Source organism: Shinella sp. SUS2 (assembly GCF_001262505.1).
GTDB lineage: Bacteria > Pseudomonadota > Alphaproteobacteria > Rhizobiales > Rhizobiaceae > Shinella.
On sequence record NZ_KQ410727.1, the window covers coordinates 334,623 to 354,228 of the forward strand.

The 19,606-nt window shown below is 62.3% G+C and carries 15 protein-coding genes; 9 read left to right on the forward strand and 6 right to left on the reverse strand.

The features are described from left to right. Nucleotides 1-6 precede the first annotated feature (6 nt). The gene (locus AKG11_RS34515) at nt 7-333 is read right to left on the reverse strand and encodes a hypothetical protein (protein WP_156032032.1); all 327 of its coding nucleotides are present in this window, start codon (nt 331-333) and stop codon (nt 7-9) included. Nucleotides 334-468: 135 nt separating this feature from the next. Between AKG11_RS34515 and gltB the strand changes: the two genes are divergently transcribed. Together gltB and AKG11_RS10185 are read left to right on the forward strand one after the other, a co-directional pair. Beyond that, the gene (gltB, locus tag AKG11_RS10180) at nt 469-5,193 is read left to right on the forward strand and encodes a glutamate synthase large subunit (protein WP_050743795.1); all 4,725 of its coding nucleotides are present in this window, start codon (nt 469-471) and stop codon (nt 5,191-5,193) included. Nucleotides 5,194-5,372: 179 nt separating this feature from the next. Then, nucleotides 5,373-6,830, forward strand: a complete 1,458-nt coding sequence (locus tag AKG11_RS10185) for a glutamate synthase subunit beta (protein ID WP_050743796.1) — start codon at nt 5,373-5,375, stop codon at nt 6,828-6,830. 221 nt (nt 6,831-7,051) lie between these two features. On the opposite strand, the gene AKG11_RS10190 is transcribed toward AKG11_RS10185, so the two are convergent. Both AKG11_RS10190 and AKG11_RS10195 read right to left on the reverse strand, forming a co-directional pair. Further along, nucleotides 7,052-8,017: a calcium-binding protein gene (locus AKG11_RS10190; protein ID WP_050743797.1), complete on the reverse strand. Its 966-nt coding sequence runs from the start codon at nt 8,015-8,017 to the stop codon at nt 7,052-7,054. 53 nt (nt 8,018-8,070) lie between these two features. Continuing rightward, the gene (locus tag AKG11_RS10195) at nt 8,071-8,334 is read right to left on the reverse strand and encodes a PepSY domain-containing protein (RefSeq protein WP_050743798.1); all 264 of its coding nucleotides are present in this window, start codon (nt 8,332-8,334) and stop codon (nt 8,071-8,073) included. Nucleotides 8,335-8,446: 112 nt separating this feature from the next. On the opposite strand from AKG11_RS10195, the gene AKG11_RS10200 reads away from it, so the two are divergent. The 3 genes from AKG11_RS10200 to AKG11_RS10210 are packed head-to-tail and all read left to right on the forward strand — an operon-like array spanning nt 8,447 to nt 10,787. Further along, nucleotides 8,447-8,782 carry a PepSY domain-containing protein gene (locus tag AKG11_RS10200; RefSeq protein WP_024271661.1) on the forward strand — a complete coding sequence of 112 codons (336 nt, stop codon included), beginning with the start codon at nt 8,447-8,449 and terminating at the stop codon, nt 8,780-8,782. Beyond that, nucleotides 8,782-9,447: a response regulator transcription factor gene (locus tag AKG11_RS10205; RefSeq protein ID WP_023515673.1), complete on the forward strand. Its 666-nt coding sequence runs from the start codon at nt 8,782-8,784 to the stop codon at nt 9,445-9,447. Before AKG11_RS10200 ends, AKG11_RS10205 begins: the two co-directional genes overlap by 1 nt. Continuing rightward, nucleotides 9,444-10,787: a sensor histidine kinase gene (locus AKG11_RS10210; protein WP_050743799.1), complete on the forward strand. Its 1,344-nt coding sequence runs from the start codon at nt 9,444-9,446 to the stop codon at nt 10,785-10,787. The genes AKG11_RS10205 and AKG11_RS10210 overlap by 4 nt, the downstream gene beginning before the upstream one ends. Before the next feature lie 71 nt (nt 10,788-10,858). Here the strand turns inward: AKG11_RS10210 and AKG11_RS10215 are convergent, their stop codons facing one another. Both AKG11_RS10215 and AKG11_RS10220 read right to left on the reverse strand, forming a co-directional pair. Continuing rightward, a complete protein-coding gene (locus tag AKG11_RS10215) occupies nt 10,859-12,007 on the reverse strand; it encodes an SGNH/GDSL hydrolase family protein (RefSeq protein WP_050743800.1) in 1,149 nt (382 codons plus the stop codon). Between the two features lie 181 nt (nt 12,008-12,188). Next, nucleotides 12,189-13,409 carry a lytic murein transglycosylase gene (locus AKG11_RS10220; protein WP_050743801.1) on the reverse strand — a complete coding sequence of 407 codons (1,221 nt, stop codon included), beginning with the start codon at nt 13,407-13,409 and terminating at the stop codon, nt 12,189-12,191. 218 nt (nt 13,410-13,627) lie between these two features. On the opposite strand from AKG11_RS10220, the gene galU reads away from it, so the two are divergent. Further along, nucleotides 13,628-14,515 (forward strand): UTP--glucose-1-phosphate uridylyltransferase GalU, encoded by an 888-nt coding sequence (gene galU / locus AKG11_RS10225; RefSeq protein WP_050743802.1) that lies wholly within the window; start codon nt 13,628-13,630, stop codon nt 14,513-14,515. 3 nt (nt 14,516-14,518) lie between these two features. On the opposite strand, the gene AKG11_RS10230 is transcribed toward galU, so the two are convergent. Then, nucleotides 14,519-15,997: an outer membrane beta-barrel protein gene (locus AKG11_RS10230; protein WP_050743803.1), complete on the reverse strand. Its 1,479-nt coding sequence runs from the start codon at nt 15,995-15,997 to the stop codon at nt 14,519-14,521. 846 nt (nt 15,998-16,843) lie between these two features. On the opposite strand from AKG11_RS10230, the gene AKG11_RS10235 reads away from it, so the two are divergent. The 3 genes from AKG11_RS10235 (at nt 16,844) to AKG11_RS34520 (ending at nt 19,363) form a co-directional block, all read left to right on the forward strand. After that, a complete protein-coding gene (locus tag AKG11_RS10235; protein ID WP_245290259.1) occupies nt 16,844-17,788 on the forward strand; it encodes a hypothetical protein in 945 nt (314 codons plus the stop codon). Between the two features lie 36 nt (nt 17,789-17,824). Further along, entirely contained in the window at nt 17,825-18,892 is a 1,068-nt protein-coding gene (locus tag AKG11_RS10240; RefSeq protein WP_050743805.1) for a linear amide C-N hydrolase, read from the forward strand. A 135-nt stretch (nt 18,893-19,027) separates the two neighbouring features. Then, nucleotides 19,028-19,363 (forward strand): hypothetical protein, encoded by a 336-nt coding sequence (locus AKG11_RS34520; RefSeq protein ID WP_156334078.1) that lies wholly within the window; start codon nt 19,028-19,030, stop codon nt 19,361-19,363. Nucleotides 19,364-19,606: the final 243 nt, after the last annotated feature.

Here is a 19,606-nt window from a genome sequence, read left to right on the forward strand (position 1 = left end):
AGGCGATCAATCGCCGAAAACCGCCGAAAGTGCCGCATGGCTCCAGAATGAAAGGAATGGAAACAATGTGCCGGGTGTCCGTAATTTAATTTCAAGCATATGGCGGGGCGGGCAATTTTTCTTCATGAGGTGGTGATTATTTGGCATGATGGCCTTGCGGCCGGGGGGTGTTTCTGGCATAGAGCCCATGAAATAGGACAGGTTTACTGTCCTATTTCGGTCAAGAGACCGAAGAGGCACCGTCCGCGACTGCGGCGCGTTGCCGAAACGGCGCCGGGGGAGGGAAGAGAGTTCTTCCGAAACCCTGGCTGTCCAGACGGTCCTGATGATCATTCCGGTCGACCGTCGCTTGTTGGTCGCATCGGGTTCTTGAAGCAGTCGCTCGCGGGGCCGGCCCAGCCGAAAGGCAGATGACGGTCACACGGGCGAAAACGAATGCCCGCAGGATGGGCCACAGGAGGGAAGACGATGATGGAGAAGACCCAAGCACATGACTGTCGGCAGACCCGGTCGCAGACGACTGCGACGGGCGCCAAAACGCGCGCTTCTACAACGGGCCTGCCGAAAAAACAGGGACTCTATGACCCGCGCAACGAACATGACGCCTGCGGCGTCGGCTTCGTGGCGCATCTGAAAGGCAAGAAGTCGCACCAGATCGTGCAGGACGGGCTGTTCATGCTCGAAAACCTGACGCATCGCGGCGCCGTCGGCGCAGATCCGCTGATGGGCGACGGTGCAGGCATTCTCGTTCAGATTCCGGACCGCTTCTTCCGCGAGGAGATGGCCAAGCAGGGCATCACGCTGCCGAAGGCAGGCGAATATGCCGTCGGCCACATCTTCATGCCCCAGGACGAGAAGCTCGTCGATTATTTCAAGAAGGTTATCGGGGATGTCGTTGCCGAAGAGGGACAGGTCCTCATCGGTTTCCGCGACGTGCCGGTCGACAATTCTTCCCTCTCCAAGGCCCCTGAGATCGCCGCCACCGAGCCGCGCCATGTTCAGGTCTTCGTCGGCGCTGGCCGTGAGGCCGCGACGAACGGCGAATTCGAGCGCCGCCTCTTCACCCTGCGCAAGGTGATCTCCAACCGTATCTACGACGAATACGAGGGCGAAGAGAGCAACTTCTACCCGGTCTCGCTCTCCTCGACGACCATCGTCTACAAGGGCATGTTCCTCGCCTACCAGGTGGGCGCCTATTACAAGGACCTTGCCGATCCGCGCTTCGAATCGGCTGTCGCGCTCGTGCACCAGCGCTTCTCGACGAACACCTTCCCGTCGTGGAAGCTGGCGCATCCCTATCGCATGGTCGCCCATAACGGCGAAATCAACACGCTGCGCGGCAACGTCAACTGGATGGCGGCCCGCCAGGCCTCTGTTTCGTCGCCGCTGTTCGGCGAGGACATCACCAAACTCTGGCCGATCTCCTATGAGGGCCAGTCGGATACCGCCTGTTTCGACAACGCGCTCGAATTCCTTGTGCGCGGCGGCTATTCCATGGCGCATGCGGTCATGATGCTGATCCCCGAGGCCTGGGCCGGCAACCAGTTGATGGGCCAGCAGCGCAAGGCGTTCTACGAATACCACGCCGCGCTGATGGAGCCGTGGGACGGCCCAGCCGCTGTCGCCTTCACCGACGGCCGGCAGATCGGCGCGACGCTCGACCGCAACGGCCTGCGTCCGGCGCGCTATCTTGTCACCGACGACGACCGCGTCATCCTCGCCTCCGAGGCCGGCACGCTGCCGGTCAAGGAAGAGAGCATCGTCAAGAAGTGGCGCCTCCAGCCGGGCAAGATGCTGCTCATCGACATGGAAGAGGGCCGCATCATCTCCGACGAAGAGGTGAAGTCCGCGCTCGCCGCAAAGCACCCTTACCGGGAATGGCTCGACAACACCCAGATCATTCTCGAAGACCTCGGCCCGGTCGAGCCGCGGGCGCTGCGCCGCGACGTCTCACTGCGCGACCGCCAGCAGGCCTTCGGCTATACCCAGGAGGACACCAAGCTCCTGATGTCGCCGATGGCGACGACCGGCCAGGAGGCGATCGGCTCCATGGGTACGGACACGCCGATCTCGGCCATGTCCGACAAGACCAAGTTGCTCTACACCTATTTCAAGCAGAACTTTGCGCAGGTGACGAACCCGCCCATTGACCCGATCCGCGAGGAACTGGTCATGAGCCTCGTCTCCTTCATCGGCCCGCGGCCGAACATCCTTGACCATGGCGGTGCGGCCAAGGCCAAGCGCATGGAAGTGCGTCAGCCGATCCTTACCAATGGCGACCTCGAAAAGATCCGCTCCATCGGCCATGTCGAGGACCGCTTCGACACCAAGACGCTGGACTTCACCTATGACGTCTCGCGCGGTGCCGAAGGCCTGCCGGAAATCCTCGACCGGCTCTGCGAGCGCGCCGAACAGGCGGTCACCTCGGGCTACAACATCATCGTGCTCTCCGACCGCCAGATCGGCCCGGACCGCGTGGCGATCCCGGCGCTTCTCGCTACCGCCGCCGTGCACCACCATCTGATCCGCAAGGGTCTTCGCACCTCGGTCGGCCTCGTCGTTGAATCCGGCGAGCCGCGCGAAGTGCACCACTTCTGTCTTCTCGCCGGTTACGGTGCGGAAGCGATCAACCCGTACCTGGCCTTCGACACGCTCACCGACATGCACAAGCGCGGCGAGTTTCCGAAGGAGGTGGATGCGGAGGAAATCGTCTATCGCTACATCAAGGCGATCGGCAAGGGCATCCTGAAGGTCATGTCCAAGATGGGCATTTCGACCTACCAGTCCTATTGCGGCGCGCAGATTTTCGACGCCATCGGCCTGTCGTCCGACCTCACCGACAAGTACTTCTTCGGCACGGCGACGACCATCGAGGGCATCGACCTCAATGCCATCGCGCAGGAGACCTTCAACCGCCACAAGGCCGCCTTTGGCCGTGATCCGCTGCTCGCCAACACGCTGGATATCGGCGGCGAATATGCCTACCGCATGCGCGGCGAGGAGCACGCCTGGACGCCCGACGTCATTGCCTCGCTGCAACATGCGGTGCGCGGCAATGCGGCCGATCGCTACAAGGAATTCGCCGAACTGGTGAACAGCTCGGCGCTGCGCATGAACACGATCCGCGGCCTGTTCTCCATCAAGGGCGCGGAAGCGGCCGACCGTAAGCCGATCTCCATCGACGAGGTCGAACCGGCGGTCGATATCGTCAAGCGCTTCTCGACGGGCGCGATGTCCTTCGGCTCGATTTCCCGCGAGGCGCACACGACGCTGGCCGTCGCCATGAACCGGATCGGCGGCAAGTCGAACACCGGCGAGGGCGGCGAGGAAGCCGACCGTTACCTGCCGCTGCCGGATGGTTCGATGAATCCGGAACGCTCGGCGATCAAGCAGATCGCTTCCGGCCGCTTTGGTGTGACCACTGAATACCTGGTCAATGCGGACATGCTGCAGATCAAGGTCGCGCAGGGCGCCAAGCCCGGCGAGGGCGGCCAGTTGCCCGGCCATAAGGTGGATGCGACGGTTGCGAAAACCCGTCACTCCACGCCGGGCGTCGGCCTCATCTCGCCGCCGCCGCACCACGATATCTACTCCATTGAGGACCTGGCGCAGCTCATCTACGACCTGAAGAACGTCAACCCAGAGGCGGATATCTCGGTCAAGCTCGTCTCGGAAGTCGGCGTCGGCACGGTTGCCGCCGGTGTCGCCAAGGCGCGTGCGGACCATATCACCATTGCCGGCTTCGACGGTGGCACGGGTGCTTCGCCGCTCACCTCGCTGAAGCATGCCGGTTCTCCCTGGGAAATCGGCCTTGCCGAAACGCACCAGACGCTCGTGCTGAACAAGCTGCGTTCGCGCATCGCGCTGCAGGTTGACGGCGGCCTGAAGACCGGTCGCGACGTCGTCATCGGCGCGCTGCTCGGGGCCGACGAGTTCGGTTTCGCCACCGCGCCGCTGATTGCGGCCGGCTGCATCATGATGCGCAAGTGTCATCTCAACACCTGTCCGGTGGGGGTCGCCACGCAGGATCCAGTGCTGCGCAAGCGCTTCAAGGGCGCGCCGGAGCATGTCATCAACTACTTCTTCTTCGTTGCCGAAGAGGTGCGCGAAATCCTGGCCTCGCTCGGCGTTCGCTCGCTGAACGAGATCATCGGCGCCTCCGAGCTGCTCGAAAAGGAGAAGATGATCTCGCACTGGAAGGCCAACGGTCTCGACTTCTCGCGCATCTTCCACAAGGTCGAAGCGCCGAAGGAGGCGACCTATTGGACCGAGCGGCAGAACCATCCGATCCATGACGTGCTCGACCGCAAGCTGATCGAGGAGGCCAAGCCCGCGCTCGAATCGAAGACGCCCGTCGCCTTCGAGGTCGACATCAAGAACGTCGACCGTTCGGCCGGCGCGATGCTGTCGGGCGCCGTCGCCAAGCGTTACGGCTTCAAGGGTCTGAAGGACGACACGATCTCCGTGAAGCTGCACGGCACGGCCGGCCAGTCTTTCGGCGCGTTCCTTGCCCGCGGCGTCACCTTCGACCTGATTGGCGCCGGCAACGACTATGTCGGCAAGGGTCTTTCGGGCGGCCGCATTGTCGTGCGTCCGCCGGAGGGCAACCGGGCGGTGCCGCATGAATCGATCATTGTCGGCAACACGGTGCTCTACGGCGCGATCTCGGGCGAGTGCTACTTCAACGGCGTGGCCGGCGAGCGGTTTGCCGTGCGCAATTCCGGTGCCGTCGCGGTCGTCGAGGGCGTGGGCGATCATGGCTGCGAATACATGACGGGCGGCGTCGTTGTCGTCATCGGCCAGACCGGCCGCAACTTCGCGGCCGGCATGTCGGGCGGTGTCGCCTATGTGCTGGACGAGGAAGGCGATTTCGCCCGCCGCTGCAACATGGCGATGGTCGAGCTCGAGCCGGTGCCGGAAGAGGACGACATGCTGGAGAAGCTGCACCACCATGGTGGCGACCTCATGCACAAGGGCATGGTCGACGTGTCCGACGACATGACGCGCCATGACGAGGAGCGGCTCTACCAGCTCGTCTCGAACCACCTGCACTATACCGGCTCGCCGCGGGCCAAGGAGATCCTCGACCAGTGGGCCGAGTATCGTCCGAAATTCCGCAAGGTGATGCCGGTCGAGTACCGCCGCGCGCTCGAAGAGATGGAGCGCATGAGGATGGGGATCGCTGCCGAGTGAGGCAGCGGTTCACCTACCTTCACCGACTGATTGCGCTTGGTGTTGCGGTCGCAGTCCCCGGGATTGCGACCCTCGTGAACGGCGAGATCAGGATCGAATTCATCGTACTGGGATTGGTAGCGGGAGTTGCCTACTGGTACTGGGGCCCAGCCGCCCCGTTTTGAGCAAGGATTACAAAAGTGGGCAAGGTTACTGGTTTCATGGAAATCGACCGGCAGGTGGCGAAGTATCAGCCGGCCTCCGACCGCATCCGCCATTTCCGCGAGTTCACCATTCCGATGTCGGACCCCGAGGTGCAGAAGCAGGCCGCGCGCTGTATGGATTGCGGCATTCCCTATTGCCACGGCCCGACGGGCTGTCCTGTCCACAACCAGATCCCGGACTGGAACGACCTCGTCTATAACGGCAACTGGGAAGAGGCGATCCGCAACCTGCATTCGACCAACAACTTCCCTGAATTCACCGGCCGCGTCTGCCCCGCGCCCTGCGAGGAAGCCTGCACGCTGAACCTGGAAGACGCGCCGGTTTCGATCAAGACCGTCGAGCAGGCGATCGCTGACAAGGCCTATGAGATGGGCTACATCGTGCCGCAGCCGGCGACGGTGAAGACCGGCAAGAAGGCCGCGGTCATCGGTTCCGGCCCGGCCGGCATGGCGGCCGCCCAGCAGCTCGCCCGCGCCGGCCACGAGGTCCATCTCTACGAGCGCGAATCCAAGGCCGGCGGCTTGCTGCGCTACGGCATTCCGGACTTCAAGATGGAGAAGAACTTCATCGACCGCCGCGTCGACCAGATGCGGGGCGAGGGCGTCACCTTCCATTACGGCGTCAATGTCGGCGTCGACAAGCCGATGGACGAGATGCTCGCCGAACATGACGCCGTGCTCTATTGCGGCGGCTCCGAAACGCCGCGCGATGCCGGTATTCCGGGCGTCGAATTTACCGGCGTGCACGATGCCATGCCCTATCTCGTGCAGCAGAACCGCCGCGTCGGCCGCGAGAACATCGACAGCGTCGGTTGGCCGTCGGATCCGATTCTCGCCGGCGGCAAGCATATCGTCGTCGTCGGTGGCGGCGATACCGCGTCGGACTGCGTCGGCACGGCCTTCCGCCAGGGCGCAGTGAAGGTCACGCAGCTCGACATTCGCCCGCAGCCGCCGGAAAAGGAAGACAAGCTCGCCGTCTGGCCGTTCTGGGCGACGAAGATGCGCACTTCCTCCTCGCAGGCCGAAGGCGCCGTGCGCGAGTTCCAGGTCGGTACGCTCGAATTCGTCGGCGACGAGGACGGTGTGCTGACGGGCGTCAAGTGCTGCCAGGTGGACGATCGCCGCAAGCCGATACCCGGCACGGAGTTCATCATCAAGGCGGATCTTGCCTTCATCGCCATCGGCTTCCGCGGGCCCTTCACGAACAGCGTGCTGAAGGATCTCGGCGACAAGCTCGCGATCAACACCGACAAGCGCGGCTCCTCGAACGTCATCGCCAACGACCGCGACTACAAGACTTCGGTGGAAAAGCTCTGGACCGCCGGCGACGTGCGTCGCGGCCAGTCGCTGGTCGTCTGGGCGATCCGCGAAGGCCGCCAGGCCGCCCGCGCGATCGACGAGGCGCTGATGGGTTCCACCACACTGCCGCGCTGAGGTTTTTGACAACGATGAAAGGGCGCTCCGGGAAACCGGCGCGCCCTTTCATCGTTGGTGAAGTGCCCCTCATCCGCCTGCCGGCACCTTCTCCCCACAAGCGGGGAGAAGGCGTATGCCGCATCGCTTTCCAGTGTTTTGGGCGTGGCCTTGCCGCAAAATCCCTTCTCCCCGCTTGCGGGGAGAAGGTCGCGGCAGCGGGATGAGGGGCCGTGTCCGCCTCAGACGAAGAGGAAGTCCGACGCCGAGAGGTCGGCGAGCTTGACGTCGTCGAGGCGCAGTTCGCTCTGGCCGAAGTCGAACACCACGTCCTTGCCGCCATCGGCCGTGCGGGCGATGTCCGTGAGGTCGGCGAAGCTGGAGACGCCGAGGCTCTTGGAGATTTCGATCGTGTCGAAATTCGCCTGGAAATCCTCGATTTCGGTTTTGCCGGTCTTGAAGACGAAGGTGTCGCGGCCGGCGCCGCCTTCCAGTTCGTTGTTGCCGGAGCCGCCGTCCAGGCGATCGTTGCCGGAACCGCCTTCGAGGTCGTCATTGCCCGAACCGCCGAAGAGCTGGTCGTTGCCCGATCCGCCTTCCAGGTCGTCATGGCCGGAGCCGCCCCAGATCTTGTCGTTGCCGGCGTCGCCCGAAAGCTTGTCGTTGCCGCCGTGGCCGGAGATGCGGTCATTGCCGTCGCCGCCGGAGATGGTGTTGGCCTTGCTGTTGCCGTTCAGCACGTCATCGCCCGAACGCGGGTCCTTCGGCTCGTCGGTGTCAACTGCCTTGAAGGAGAAGTGGCTTTCCTTGAGGCTCGACAGCTTGGTGTCCTCGAGCGTCAGCGTATTGCCGTTGCCGAAGTCGAAGCGCACGTCTTCACCGCTATCGACGGACTTGGCGATCGCCTTCAGCTCGGCAAAGCTCTTCACGCCGAGGGCGCTGTCGATGATGATCTTGTCGGCGCTCGTGGAGAAATCGTCGATTTCGTCGCGGCCGGCGGAGAAGACGAAGGTGTCACGGCCCGAGCCGCCGGTCAGCTCGTCATTGCCGGTGCCGCCCTGCAGCCAGTCGTTGCCGGTGCCGCCTTCCAGGTCGTCATTGCCGCCATAGCCGAAGAGCTTGTCGTTGCCGCCCTTGCCGTAGAGGTCGTCGCCCGTCGACTGGCCCTTGAGCGTGTTGTTGGAAGAGGTGCCGATAATCTTAACCATGAGGAGTGTCCTTGTTCTTTTGGGAGGTCAATGGAATGGGGAGTGGGCGGGGATCAGTCTTCGCGCTCGAGGCGAAGGATCTCACCGGTGTAGCTGTCGATCCTGGCTTCGCTGATCACGTTTTTTGCATCCACGATCTTTGCCTCGAAGTGGCCGTCGTCCATTTCGAGCTCGCGGATAACGTAGCCCTTGGCCGAAAGTTCCGTGGCGACCTGTTCCAGCGTCTTGCGAACGGGTGCAGTGGTGGTTTCTGCAAGGGCCGGCACGCTAAGGGCAAGCAGGCTGGCGGCGAGAAGGCCGGTCGTGATGGGGCGCATTTGCGAAGTCCTTTCCTGTCGTTGTGAGGAGAGGTTTGGCACAGCCCGCCTGTTGCTTGCCTGACAGGCGCTGTCAGCGATTTGTCAGCTTGATGCGCGTATAGGTAGGCCCATGATCAAGAAGATATTGACCCCTTTTCCGCTGGCGCTGGCCCTGTTCGTCGCCCTTTCCGTGGTGCCGCCGATGGGCGCGCAAGCGGACGATGACGACGATGCGGTAGAGCATGAAGAAGCGCGCCGCGCCCTCGAACAGGGCCTCGTGCGTCCGCTCGAGCAGATCATCGTGGAAGCCCGCAAGCATGTCGAGGGCGATCTCATCGAAGTCGAGCTTGAGCGTGAAGGCGATCGCTATATATATGAGCTGGAGTTCATCCAGCCGTCCGGCCAGATCATCGAGTTGCAGCTCGATGCCAAGACGATGGCGATCGTAGAGGACGACGACGACTGATGCGCCTGCTTCTCGTCGAGGACGATGCCCGCATTGCGGCCGATGTTTCCGCCGTGCTGACGGGGGCCGGCTATACCGTCGAGACCGCCTCGGACGGTAAGGACGCCTGGTTCCTGGGAGATACGGAGGATTATGACCTCATCATCCTCGATCTCGGTCTGCCCAGCATGGATGGCATGTCTCTCCTGAAGCGCTGGCGCGCCAACGGCCGCCACATGCCGGTGCTGGTGCTGACAGCCCGCGGAAGCTGGGCCGAGCGTGTCGAGGGCATTGATGCCGGCGCCGACGACTATCTGCCGAAACCTTTCCAGTTCGAGGAGCTGCTGGCCCGTGCCCGTGCGCTCATCCGCCGGTCCGTCGGGCACGGCGCGGCGACGATCGCCATCGGAACCGTCACCATCGACACACGGGCGATGCGCGTCAGCGTCAACGGCGTGCCGCAATCGCTGACACCGCTTGAGTATCGCCTCGTCAGCTATCTCGGCCATCACCGCGACCGCATCGTGCCGCCGACCGAGCTGCAGGAACATCTCTACGGCGATGATTTCTCCCGCGATGCCAATGCACTGGAAGCACTTGTCGCACGCCTTCGCAAGAAGCTTGGCGCGGTTGCCATCGGCACGCGGCGCGGCTTCGGCTACTATATGGGCGAGACTGCTCCGTGACGCGCCGTTCGCTGCGTCTCCGCCTGGCGCTTGCCGGCGCCGCATCCATCATCGCCGCCCTCGTGGCGGCGTTCTTCGTTCTGTCGACACTGTTCGAGCGGCATGTGGAGCGGCGCATCGCCGCGGAGTTGATGCTGCATCTCAACCAGGTGATCGCCGGTCTTGCCGAACAGCCGGGCGCCACGCTCCACCTCGTCAAGCCGCCGGTCGATCCGCGGTTCGAGCGGCCGCTTTCGGGGCTCTACTGGCAGATCGAGGGGGATGGGAAGCGGCTGCGCTCCCGTTCGCTCTGGGACGATGTGCTAACCCTGCCGGATATCCCGGCCGGCGGTGTCCATACGGCGACCATCAAGGGGCCGGGGGATGCGTCGCTGCTGCTCGTCGAGCGTGAGGTTGTGACCAGCGAGCGGGCCGGGGCGCTGCCCCTGCGTGTCGCCGTCGCCATCGATCGAACTGATATTTCGCGCGCCACGGATGAATTCGAGGGAGATCTTCTGCCCTATGTGCAGGTGCTCGCCGTCCTTCTCCTGGCTGCGAGCTTCGTGCAGATCTTCGTCGGCCTTCGTCCGCTGGCGACGCTGACGGAGCGCCTTTCGGCCATTCGCGCCGGCAAGGCGGAACGGCTCGGAACCGATTTCCCGGACGAGGTCCTGCCGCTCACCGGCGAGGTGGATGCCCTCTTGCAATCGCGGGAGAACCAGTTGCGCAAGGCGCGCGAGCGGGCAGCCGACCTTGCCCATGGTTTCAAGACACCGTTGCAGATACTCTCCGGCGACGTGCTGCGCCTGCGCGAGCGGGGCGAGGAGAGCGTCGCTCGCGATATCGAGGCGATCATCCTGCGCATGCGGCGCCATGTCGATCACGAGATGGCTCGTGCCCGCCAGGCCGAGCGCGGGCACACGGCACGCAGCGATCTCGGCCGCGTCGCCTCGCAGGTCGTCAGCGTGGTCTCGCGCACGCCGGCCGGGCGTGACCTCGACTGGCAGCAGGAAATCGAACCGGGCCTCATTCTGCGCATCGATGCCGAGGACCTCGCCGAAATCCTCGGCAGCCTTGCCGAAAATGCCGCGCGTTACGCCAAGACCACCGTCGGTATTTTTGCCCGGGCGGAGGGGGCGGCCGCGGTCATCGAAGTCGTCGATGACGGGCCGGGCATCCCCGAGGAGGAGATCGAGTTCGTGCTGAAGCGCGGCGGTCGTCTCGACACGACAAGCGAAGGCGCGGGATTGGGACTGGCCATTGCGGAGAGCTTCGTCGAGGAGGCGAATGGCAGCTTCGTGCTGGAAAACCGCAAGCCCGGTCTCTGTGCCCGAATCATGTTGCCCCGGATCGTGGCCTGATTCGACTGCCGAGCAACGAAAGGCGTACAACAGCCTCGAAGGCAGGGCGCCGTCAAAGCACCCGTCTATGATCAAGGCGTTGCAATTTTATTCAAGCGGAAATCGTCGACCCGGCCGAGCGGGGCGTCGGCGATCTCGCCCTTCTCCACCAGCTTTTCGCGCAGGCTCTTGCCGTTGCCTTTGATCGCCGTGCCCCCGAGCAGCGCGGTGCCGCCATCGAGTGCCGGGTCGGAGAGGCTGATCGGCAGGGTCTTGGTGATTTCGGTGTCCTCGGCCGGTGCGGTCACCACCAGATCCTTGAGGTCGCCCTGCAGTCCGGGGCCGTCGGCAGCGGCGTCGCCCAGCACGCGGCGGATTTCCTTCTCCACATAAAAGGCGAGCTTACGCTTGCCGGCCTTGGTGAAGTTGATGCCGTCGGAGCCGCGCAAGCGCACCTGCTGACCGTTGATGTCGGAGCCGGAAATGACGAACTTGCCGTTTTCGTCGACGAAGCCGTCCCAGATATCGACGAATTCGCCACCGGCCTTCTCGACACCAGCACGATAGATGGTGTTCAGCGTCGTCATGTCGGCCGTCATGGCCGAAGACTGGAAGGCCGGCATGCCGATCCACATCATCGGCTTGCTGCCCTGGCGGGCGAGCGTGGCAAGGCGCTCCACCCGTGCTTCATATTCCTTTGTCCAGGCTTCGGAACGGAACTTTTCCTTCTCGCCGGCCACCGCCATCTGCTGCCGGTCGTTGGCGCCCATGCTGAGCACGACGAGGGCGGGCTTCGTTTCCGCGATCAGGCCGGGCAGGGAAGCCGGCCAGTTGTAGTAGTCCTCGCGTACGATGCCGGAAGAACCGTTGGTCCGCCGCTCGACGATGATGCCGGGTGTCGATTCGAAGGCGGCGACGAGGCCTTCGCCGAGGCTTCCGGCAATGAAGTCGCCGACGACAAGCACGACCTTGGCGTCCGGCAGCTTCTCGATCGCCGCAGGCTCCGGTTTCGTCGCGATGGTCGTCGTCTGCTTCTTCTTGCGGTTGACGGTGCGCGGCTTCTTGATTTGCCGCTCCGGTACGGACTCCTCGCGCTTCGGTTTGCCGAAGAGCAGCTCCAGGATGGTCTTGCGCTCCTTGCGCTGCTGGGCTTCGGCCGGAAGAGCGGTCACCACGATGCTCGCCCCAGCCACAAAGGCCAGTCCGAGGCGCACAATCCGCATGGTCGTTGTCGTGCTCATCGCGAAGGCTCCCGTCTCGACCGCTACCTTGCCGGATCCCGGTGGCGGCATGATGGCAAATGCGCGGGCCAAGCGAAAGCCCGAACAAGAAGGGGCGCCGGAGCGCCCCTGTTCGTCTCTATGGGATTCGAGCACTATCGCATGTCGGGGCCGAGGCGCCTTCGCCTCACTGCGACAGGCCCTAGCGGCGCAGGGCCTTCAGCACTTGCAGGCTCGGCTCGCCATCCGCCGAGAGGCCCATGCGGTTCTGGAAGGCTTGGATCGCGGCCTTGGAGCCGGAGCCGAAATTGCCGTCCACTTCGCCGTCGTAGTAGCCAAGTTCCTTGAGACGGGTCTGCAGCTCGAATTTTTCCGTGATGTCGAGTGTGCCCTCCGGACGCGGCCAGCGCTGCTTGACGCCGCTATAGCCGGCGAGCTGGTCGGCGAGCATGCCGACACCCATCGCGTAGGAATCCGATGCGTTGTAGCGCTTGATAACGAAGAAGTTCTTGGTCATCAGGAAGCCCGGCCCGCCGTTTGCCGGCAGCTTCAGCTCGGCGCGGTCCGCACCGTTCTTGAAACCGGAGCCGTTCGGGCGCGTGAAGCCGAGCTTCGCCCATTGGGCAAGCGTCTTCGTCTGGCCGGAATATTTACTGCCGCCGGTCGGTACGATGATCTCGTAACCCCAGGTCTTGCCGGCCTGCCAGCCGTTCTTGGCAAGCAGGTTTGCGGCGGTCGCCAGTGCGTCCGGCACCGAATTCCAGATGTCGCGGTGACCGTTGCCGTCAGCGTCGACGGCATAGATCAGATAGCTCGTCGGGATGAACTGGGTGTGGCCCATGGCGCCGGCCCAGGAGCCGGTCATGTCGGAGGCTGCAATGTCGCCGCGCTGGATGATCTTCAACGCGGCAATCAGCTGCGTGCGTGCAAACTTCGCACGCTTCTTGTCGGCATAGGCGAGTGTTGCGAGCGCTCGTGGTACGTAGTGCAGCCGGTCGTCCTTTTCGAGCACCGCGCCGTAGTTCGATTCCATCGACCAGATGGCCAGCAGGATGTTGCGGTCGACGCCGAAATGGCGCTCGAGGGCGGCGAGCGTGCGGCCGTGTTTTGCCGCCATTTCCTGGCCGATGCGCACCGTGTACGGGTTGACGCGCGAATCAAGGTAGTCCCAGATCTTGTGCTTGAATTCCGGCTGGTAGGCGGCCTTTTCGAGGACGGCCGGGTCGGGTGTCTTGACGCCGGAAAACGCCTTCTGGTAGGTCGATTTGCTGATACCGGCTTCCGATGCCGTCGCGTAGAAGTCGGCGATCCACTTCTGGAAGCGGGCGTCCGCGCGGGCTGCGGTGGCCTGGGCGAAAAGCCCGGCCGACAGGAGGAGAGTGAGCGCGGATCGGCGCAGAACGGTTTTCAGATTCTGTGTCATCAGCTGTCGTGTCCGTTTCTCAAATTTCGGTACGATGGCGTGGAACCACCGGCTGAACGCAAAACTTATAAAAACGAAGTCAACAAATTCTTTACCATCAAAAATTTGCCCCGTCTTCCTTCGCAAAAAAGTCTTCCTTTGCAAAAAAATAGCAATTGGCTTCTATTTCGGCACAAATACGTCCCGGCTATGATGGCGACGGGCGCAACGAGGTGAATATGTCGCAGGCACGCAAGGTTCGCAAAGCAGTCTTCCCAGTGGCCGGTCTCGGCACCCGCTTCCTCCCGGCCACCAAGGCCGTTCCGAAGGAAATGCTGACCGTCGTGGACAAGCCCGTCATCCAGTATGTGGTGGACGAGGCGCTGGACGCCGGCATCGAGCACCTGATCTTCGTGACGGGGCGTTCCAAGGCGGTCATCGAGGACTATTTCGACATCCAGGTCGAACTGGAACAGACGCTGCGCCAGCGCAACAAGACCGCCGAGCTGACGCTGCTCGAAAGCATCCTGCCGGTCGCCGGCTCGACGAGCTTCACCCGCCAGCAGGAGCCGCTGGGTCTCGGCCATGCTGTCTGGTGTGCCCGCGAGCTGGTCGGCAACGAACCCTTTGCGCTGCTCCTGCCCGACATGATCATGAAGGGTGAGAAGGGCTGCCTGAAGGGGATGGTCGAGCTTTTCGAGCACAGTGGGGCCAACGTCATCGCCGTCGAGGAATGCGCGCCGGAGCAGTCCCATAAATACGGTATCGTCGGCGTCGGCGAGAAGATCGGCGACGGTTTTGCCATCACCAAGATGGTCGAGAAGCCCCCGCAGGGCACTGCGCCCTCCAACTTCTTCATCAACGGCCGCTACATTCTCCAGCCGGAAATCTTCCCGATCCTTTCCACGCAGGAGCGAGGCGCCGGCAACGAGATCCAGCTCACCGACGCCATGGTGAAGCTTGCCGATGTCCAGAAGTTCGCCGCCTACCACTTCCGTGGCGAGACCTATGACTGTGGCGCCAAGGACGGCTTCATTCTGGCCAACATCGCCTTCGCGCTGGCCCGTGCGGATATCCGCCCGGCTGTCGAAGGCCCGCTGAAGGAACTCGTCGCCAAGCTGAAATAGGCTTTAGCGGCGCAGGACGAGGCCGATGCCGGCGCGCGTGACGCCGGTGTCGCTGCCGCGCGACTGGCTCGTCAACTCGTAGGAGACGTCGCCGGTCAGCGCGAGCCAGCGGTTGAGGTCCCAGGTGAGACCCGTGCCGACCAGGTAGACATTCTGATCGGCACTGCCGGACGAACGGAAATCCCGCCACGTATAGGCGCCGCTCAGGCGCGCGACGAGGTTTTCGCGCAGTTCGTGCGTCAGTTCGGCCGTAGTGGCATAGGAGACGTAGCCGCTTTCGCCCGCGGTGGTAGACGGTTCGATCGCCGTGGCGAGGCCGAGCCGGAGTTCCGTGCCACGCTGCGGCGACCAGGTGAGCGTGCCGTCGAGCGCGAGGGCAGCGATCGATTTCAGGCGGCTGTCGTCGAAGGCGGAGCGCCGATAGCCCATACCGAGATCGCCACGCAGCTTCTCGCCAAGGTCGATTTCCACGCCGGCACGACCGACCACCGTCGAACTGGAACGCTCGTAGCCGAGTGAATCGCGTTTCTCGTCATAGATCGAACGGCCGATCGAAGCCTCGAGATAGGGAATCAGCGCCGGCGATAGTTCGAAGCCGACGCGTCCCGTCAGCGTGCCTTCCGTGAAATTCCGATCGGAAAGACTGAGCTTCCCGCCATTGGCGAGTTTTACCGACCCGTAGACCTCGCGATCGATCTCGGCGCCGATCGTGCCGCGGATCACGCCGAAATCGCGCTGGACGCGCGCACCGGCGGTAAAGCCATGCACGCCGGACTGGGCGCTGGCACCGTCGACGGCGTTGGGATCGGCGGAATCCTCGCGTTCGAAACTGTAGCCGGCGGTGAGGTTCGCGATGGTGTCGTCGCTGAGGTCGAGGCGCAGGTCGCTGTCGATGCGCGCCTGCGGCTCCGTCTCGCCGGTGCCGCTGATGTTGCGCTGGTAGATGCCCTCGGCATTGATGATCAGTTGGTGGCGGGACCAGTCGGAGGTCAGCGAGCCGCGAAAACCGGTCTGCGAATAGGTCCGGCGCGTCGTGCTGCCGGCCTTCGTGCGCTCATGGCCGATGCTCTGGGTAATCGATGGACGCAGCACGAACGTGCCGACGCGGATGCCGGTCGGCTCATAGGGATCGCCGAAATTGCTTCTCGTCGCGTCGGCGCTGCCTTCCCGCAGGTTCAGCCGCTCACCCTCGCTGGCGGTGCGCCGGATGGCGTCGTTGTCGCTTGCGGCTTCGGAAAGCGCCTCGGCCTGATCGCCCGTGAGGGCGGGGTCGCTCAGCGCTCCGGTCGATGCTGTGGTCTCGGCACCCGGCAGCGCCGTCGTGTCCGGCGTCTCGCTCCCGGTTGCCTGGACGAGGGGGTCGAGCGGCTCCTGGAATGTGGGTGTCTCGTCTACGGTCCGCTGCTGGGCGAACGCGGGGGTGGCTGCAAGCATGGTGCCGGCAAGCAGAAGACCGGCCAGAGGCCATGACAGGCGGGGCATCCTTGCCTCGCGATCTCTTGCTTCTACCTTTGGCATGTCTGCGGCCTGCGACCCTTTTTGATTTCCTAAGCGAACGTAAAGTCCAATGCTGTTTTGTTTACACGGGCGCTTCGCGCTTAAGTGTTTGGAAAACGGCGTTATTTCCCACGTCTACGCTCATGGTAACACTCTATTAGCCAAGGGTTAGTTTATGGTTAACAGGTGGTGAAAATCTGCAAGGATCTCTTTTCCCCTTACCGTGTTTCAGCAAAGCACGCTGTGCATCGCTGCAAGCGAGGGACCTCTTCGAAAATTCGGTGGAGCGAACTCTCGTCCCATGCGACTACGCTGCTAGTGCTCTGAACTGTCGATTGAAACGCCCATGCTGAATCCGGTATGGGAAACACCATTGGCTATGATGACGATTGCGGAATGGTCGTCGCTGTCGAAGACGATTTCCGTAATGAATTCCCGGATAGCTGCATGGACTTTCGAGCGAAGACCTAGGGTTACAGTTTCCCTGACATACCATCATCCGTTCGTGCCTTCCCCCGTGGCATGGGATGCCCTGTTGTCTCCAATACGATGACGGGATGTCCCATTTTGACGGCGATCTTGGAATGCTGGATGGTGGAGCTTCTGTCGCTGCGCGATTGGCATTTCCGCTTCCGACCTTAATTTCTGCCGTTCATGGCAGGAGGTGAGGACGCTTAAAGCGTCCCCTGCAGATCGCTAGTTTCTTGAATCAAATCTGTCGTGGGTTGCGTGAACTTGGTGAGATCTGTATGGAGCATAGTATCAAATATCGCAATTTATTAATTGATATCAGTAATTTAGTTGACGTGAATGGAAAGAGAGGGGAGCGTCATGCTGTTTCGATCCGGCAAAAAATTACAAGATCTGGTCAACGGTCGGAATCAAGCCTACCACACTCCTCAAGAGCGACCGTTCGTCGCCGGCATCGGCGAGGTTCTGTCGCCTTGGTATGCCGTCGTCCTTGCCCTATCCCTTTGCGGTGCGCATTCCGCGTATGGTGCGGACACTGCTCTCAACTTGGCGGAAGGGCAAGTCCCGGTAGACACCCAAAATTGGGCCTTGCAGGTCACGCCCTATTTGTGGGCGGCCGGCCTCGACGGGCGCATTTCTCCGTTTCAACGAGGCCCGACGATCGGCGTAGAAAAGTCGTTCTCCGACGTCATGGACGACCTGAATTTCGGCGGCTTCATCAACATCTGGGGACGCCACGACCGCTTCGTCTTTTCGGGCGACATCATGTATGTCGATACGACGGATGGCCATGGGGTCGGGCCCCTGCCTGCATTGACGATTCCGGGTGTCGGCGTGATCCCGCCGGGCGGCAACATCGATGCGAAGGTTGACACGAGGCAGTTCACTGCCACGATGATGGGCGGGTACCGGGTTGTCGATACATCGCAGTTCACTCTGGATGCCCTTGGCGGCGCTCGCTTCTGGTACATCTCGAACGATGTGACGCTTACCGGGAGCATTGGCGGCTTGAGAGGGTCTGTCAATCACGACGAAAGCTTCGGCTGGGTCGATCCACTGGTCGGTCTACGCGCCTTCCTTCCTATCACGGAAAAGTTGTCGGTGCAGGCGCAGGCTGACATCGGCGGATTCGGCGCCGGCTCCGATCTCACATGGTCGGCGCTGGCAACCGTCAATTATGTCTTCAGCGATCGCCTATCCGCCTCCGTGGGCTACAAGGTACTCGACGTTGATTACAAGCGCGGCGGTCACGTCTATGACACGCGCCTCAGCGGCCCGGTTCTCGGCCTGACCTATCGGTTCTGATCGGCAACGGTTTCGCGTAGCCTTCTTATGGATGGAATGATGTTCAACATGTCTCGGTTCACACGCTTCCTTGTTACCTTGACCGCCGCTGCGGCGCTGCTGACCGCCGAGGCCCAGGCCTGCACACGGGTCGTCTATCAGGGGCCTGACGGGCGGATTCTGACGGGTCGCAACATGGACTTCAAGGACCCGATGATCAGCAACTTCTGGGTTTTTCCCCGCGGTATGAAGCGCAGCGGGGCCGCCGGTCCGCGGTCGGTGGAATGGACATCGAAGTTCGGCAGTCTGGCCGTTTCCGGCTACGATATCTCGACGGTCGACGGCATGAACGAAGCCGGCCTCAACGCCAGCCTGCTATGGCTCAACGCCACGAAATTTCCGGAGGACGACGGAACGACGTCGCGCATGTCGCTCTCGATCTGGGCGCAATTCTACCTCGATCAATTCGCAACGGTCTCGGAAGCGGTTGAATATACGCGCGCCCATCCTGTGCAGGTCGTGAGCGGCGAAGTGCCCGGCCGTCCCGGCAGCCTCGCGCCACTGCATTTGACGCTCTCCGACGCCACCGGCGACAGCGCCATTCTTGAGTGGATCGATGGAAGGCTGAACATCCATCATGGCCGCGCGTATCAGGTGGTGACGAACGATCCGCCTTATGATGACCAACTCGCCTTGCAAAAATACTGGAGTGCGGTCGACTCCCTCAAATTCCTTCCCGGCAGCGGGCGCTCCGAAGACCGTTTCGTACGCGCCGGCTTCTATATCAACACGGTGACCCAGAGCGACGATCACCGGGTTGCCGCCGCCGCCGTTTTCAGCGTGATCCGCAACGCTTCGGCACCCTATGGCGTAAGCATTCCAGAGGCACCGAACCTTTCCACGACCCGCTGGCGTGTGGTGGCGGACCAGAAGAGCATGCTTTTCTATGGTGAATCGGCAACGTCACCCAACGTTTTCTGGGTGGATTTGAAGAAACTCGACTTCTCTGAAGGCGCGCATGTCCGCAAACTGGATCTCGGGGTTGACATGGCTCGTATCCTTGCCGGCGAGGCATCGGACCAGTTCGCCCCTGCAAAGCCGTTCGACTTCATGGAAGCCGAATGAAGGCTGTTTTTTGCCAGCCAATTGGAAAGTCGCTGACCGCTTTCCACCCCTTCTCAGGCATGTTCAAATCAGCCCTGCAATCTAAGGGCTAAATCGGACATACCTCAGAAAACGCTTCGTTCGCCCTTTTGGCAGATGGCTGTATCCCGAGAACATGTTCAACGGTTTCGGAAAGGATCGCAGCATGTCCCATCTCAAGGTCCTCAAGCTCGCCAGCGCAGTTCCGGTTCGCTCCGCCGCCGATCCGGTGCAGCGCGTCCGCGAGAAGATGGTCGCCGCTTTGGCCAAACTGAATATGCCATCGAGAAGATCAACAAACACGGCATCGTTGATAGCGGCGAAGCGCTGGATAAGGGCATCGGTTGCCTGACCGCTGAGCGCTACAAATGGCTCGCCGACGAATTGGTCAGGGTGGGGTTGCTGAAGCAGGAAACCGACTACACCAAGGCTTTTGACACGCGCTTTTCCTGAAAGGGTGTCGGATTGGCATTGAAGAAGTCGTAGCCCGGTTTAGGTGATGTTGCAAAGTTCGGTCGCGAAGCTGAGCTTCTCGCGGCCGAATATCGCGACAAGAAAATCGCTGATTTCTCAGTGTTGGAGGATTTCGGCGGAAAGTCAGGATTTGCGCGACACGATCGTAAGCATCCGAGGAGCGCCGCCTTGAGCGGTTGAGATGAATCTGTCGTTTTGTCGCTATGGACAGGCATAAGGACA

Excerpts from the sequence above, each read along its gene's own strand:
- AKG11_RS34515 (WP_156032032.1), bottom strand. The coding sequence starts at position 333 with ATGATCATCAGGACCGTCTGGACAGCCAGGGTTTCGGAAGAACTCTCT.
- gltB (WP_050743795.1), top strand. The coding sequence starts at position 469 with ATGATGGAGAAGACCCAAGCACATGACTGTCGGCAGACCCGGTCGCAG.
- AKG11_RS10190 (WP_050743797.1), bottom strand. The coding sequence starts at position 8,017 with ATGGTTAAGATTATCGGCACCTCTTCCAACAACACGCTCAAGGGCCAG.
- AKG11_RS10195 (WP_050743798.1), bottom strand. The coding sequence starts at position 8,334 with ATGCGCCCCATCACGACCGGCCTTCTCGCCGCCAGCCTGCTTGCCCTT.
- AKG11_RS10200 (WP_024271661.1), top strand. The coding sequence starts at position 8,447 with ATGATCAAGAAGATATTGACCCCTTTTCCGCTGGCGCTGGCCCTGTTC.
- AKG11_RS10205 (WP_023515673.1), top strand. The coding sequence starts at position 8,782 with ATGCGCCTGCTTCTCGTCGAGGACGATGCCCGCATTGCGGCCGATGTT.
- AKG11_RS10215 (WP_050743800.1), bottom strand. The coding sequence starts at position 12,007 with ATGAGCACGACAACGACCATGCGGATTGTGCGCCTCGGACTGGCCTTT.
- AKG11_RS10220 (WP_050743801.1), bottom strand. The coding sequence starts at position 13,409 with ATGACACAGAATCTGAAAACCGTTCTGCGCCGATCCGCGCTCACTCTC.
- galU (WP_050743802.1), top strand. The coding sequence starts at position 13,628 with ATGTCGCAGGCACGCAAGGTTCGCAAAGCAGTCTTCCCAGTGGCCGGT.
- AKG11_RS10230 (WP_050743803.1), bottom strand. The coding sequence starts at position 15,997 with ATGCCCCGCCTGTCATGGCCTCTGGCCGGTCTTCTGCTTGCCGGCACC.
- AKG11_RS10235 (WP_245290259.1), top strand. The coding sequence starts at position 16,844 with ATGCTGTTTCGATCCGGCAAAAAATTACAAGATCTGGTCAACGGTCGG.
- AKG11_RS10240 (WP_050743805.1), top strand. The coding sequence starts at position 17,825 with ATGATGTTCAACATGTCTCGGTTCACACGCTTCCTTGTTACCTTGACC.
- AKG11_RS34520 (WP_156334078.1), top strand. The coding sequence starts at position 19,028 with ATGGCTGTATCCCGAGAACATGTTCAACGGTTTCGGAAAGGATCGCAG.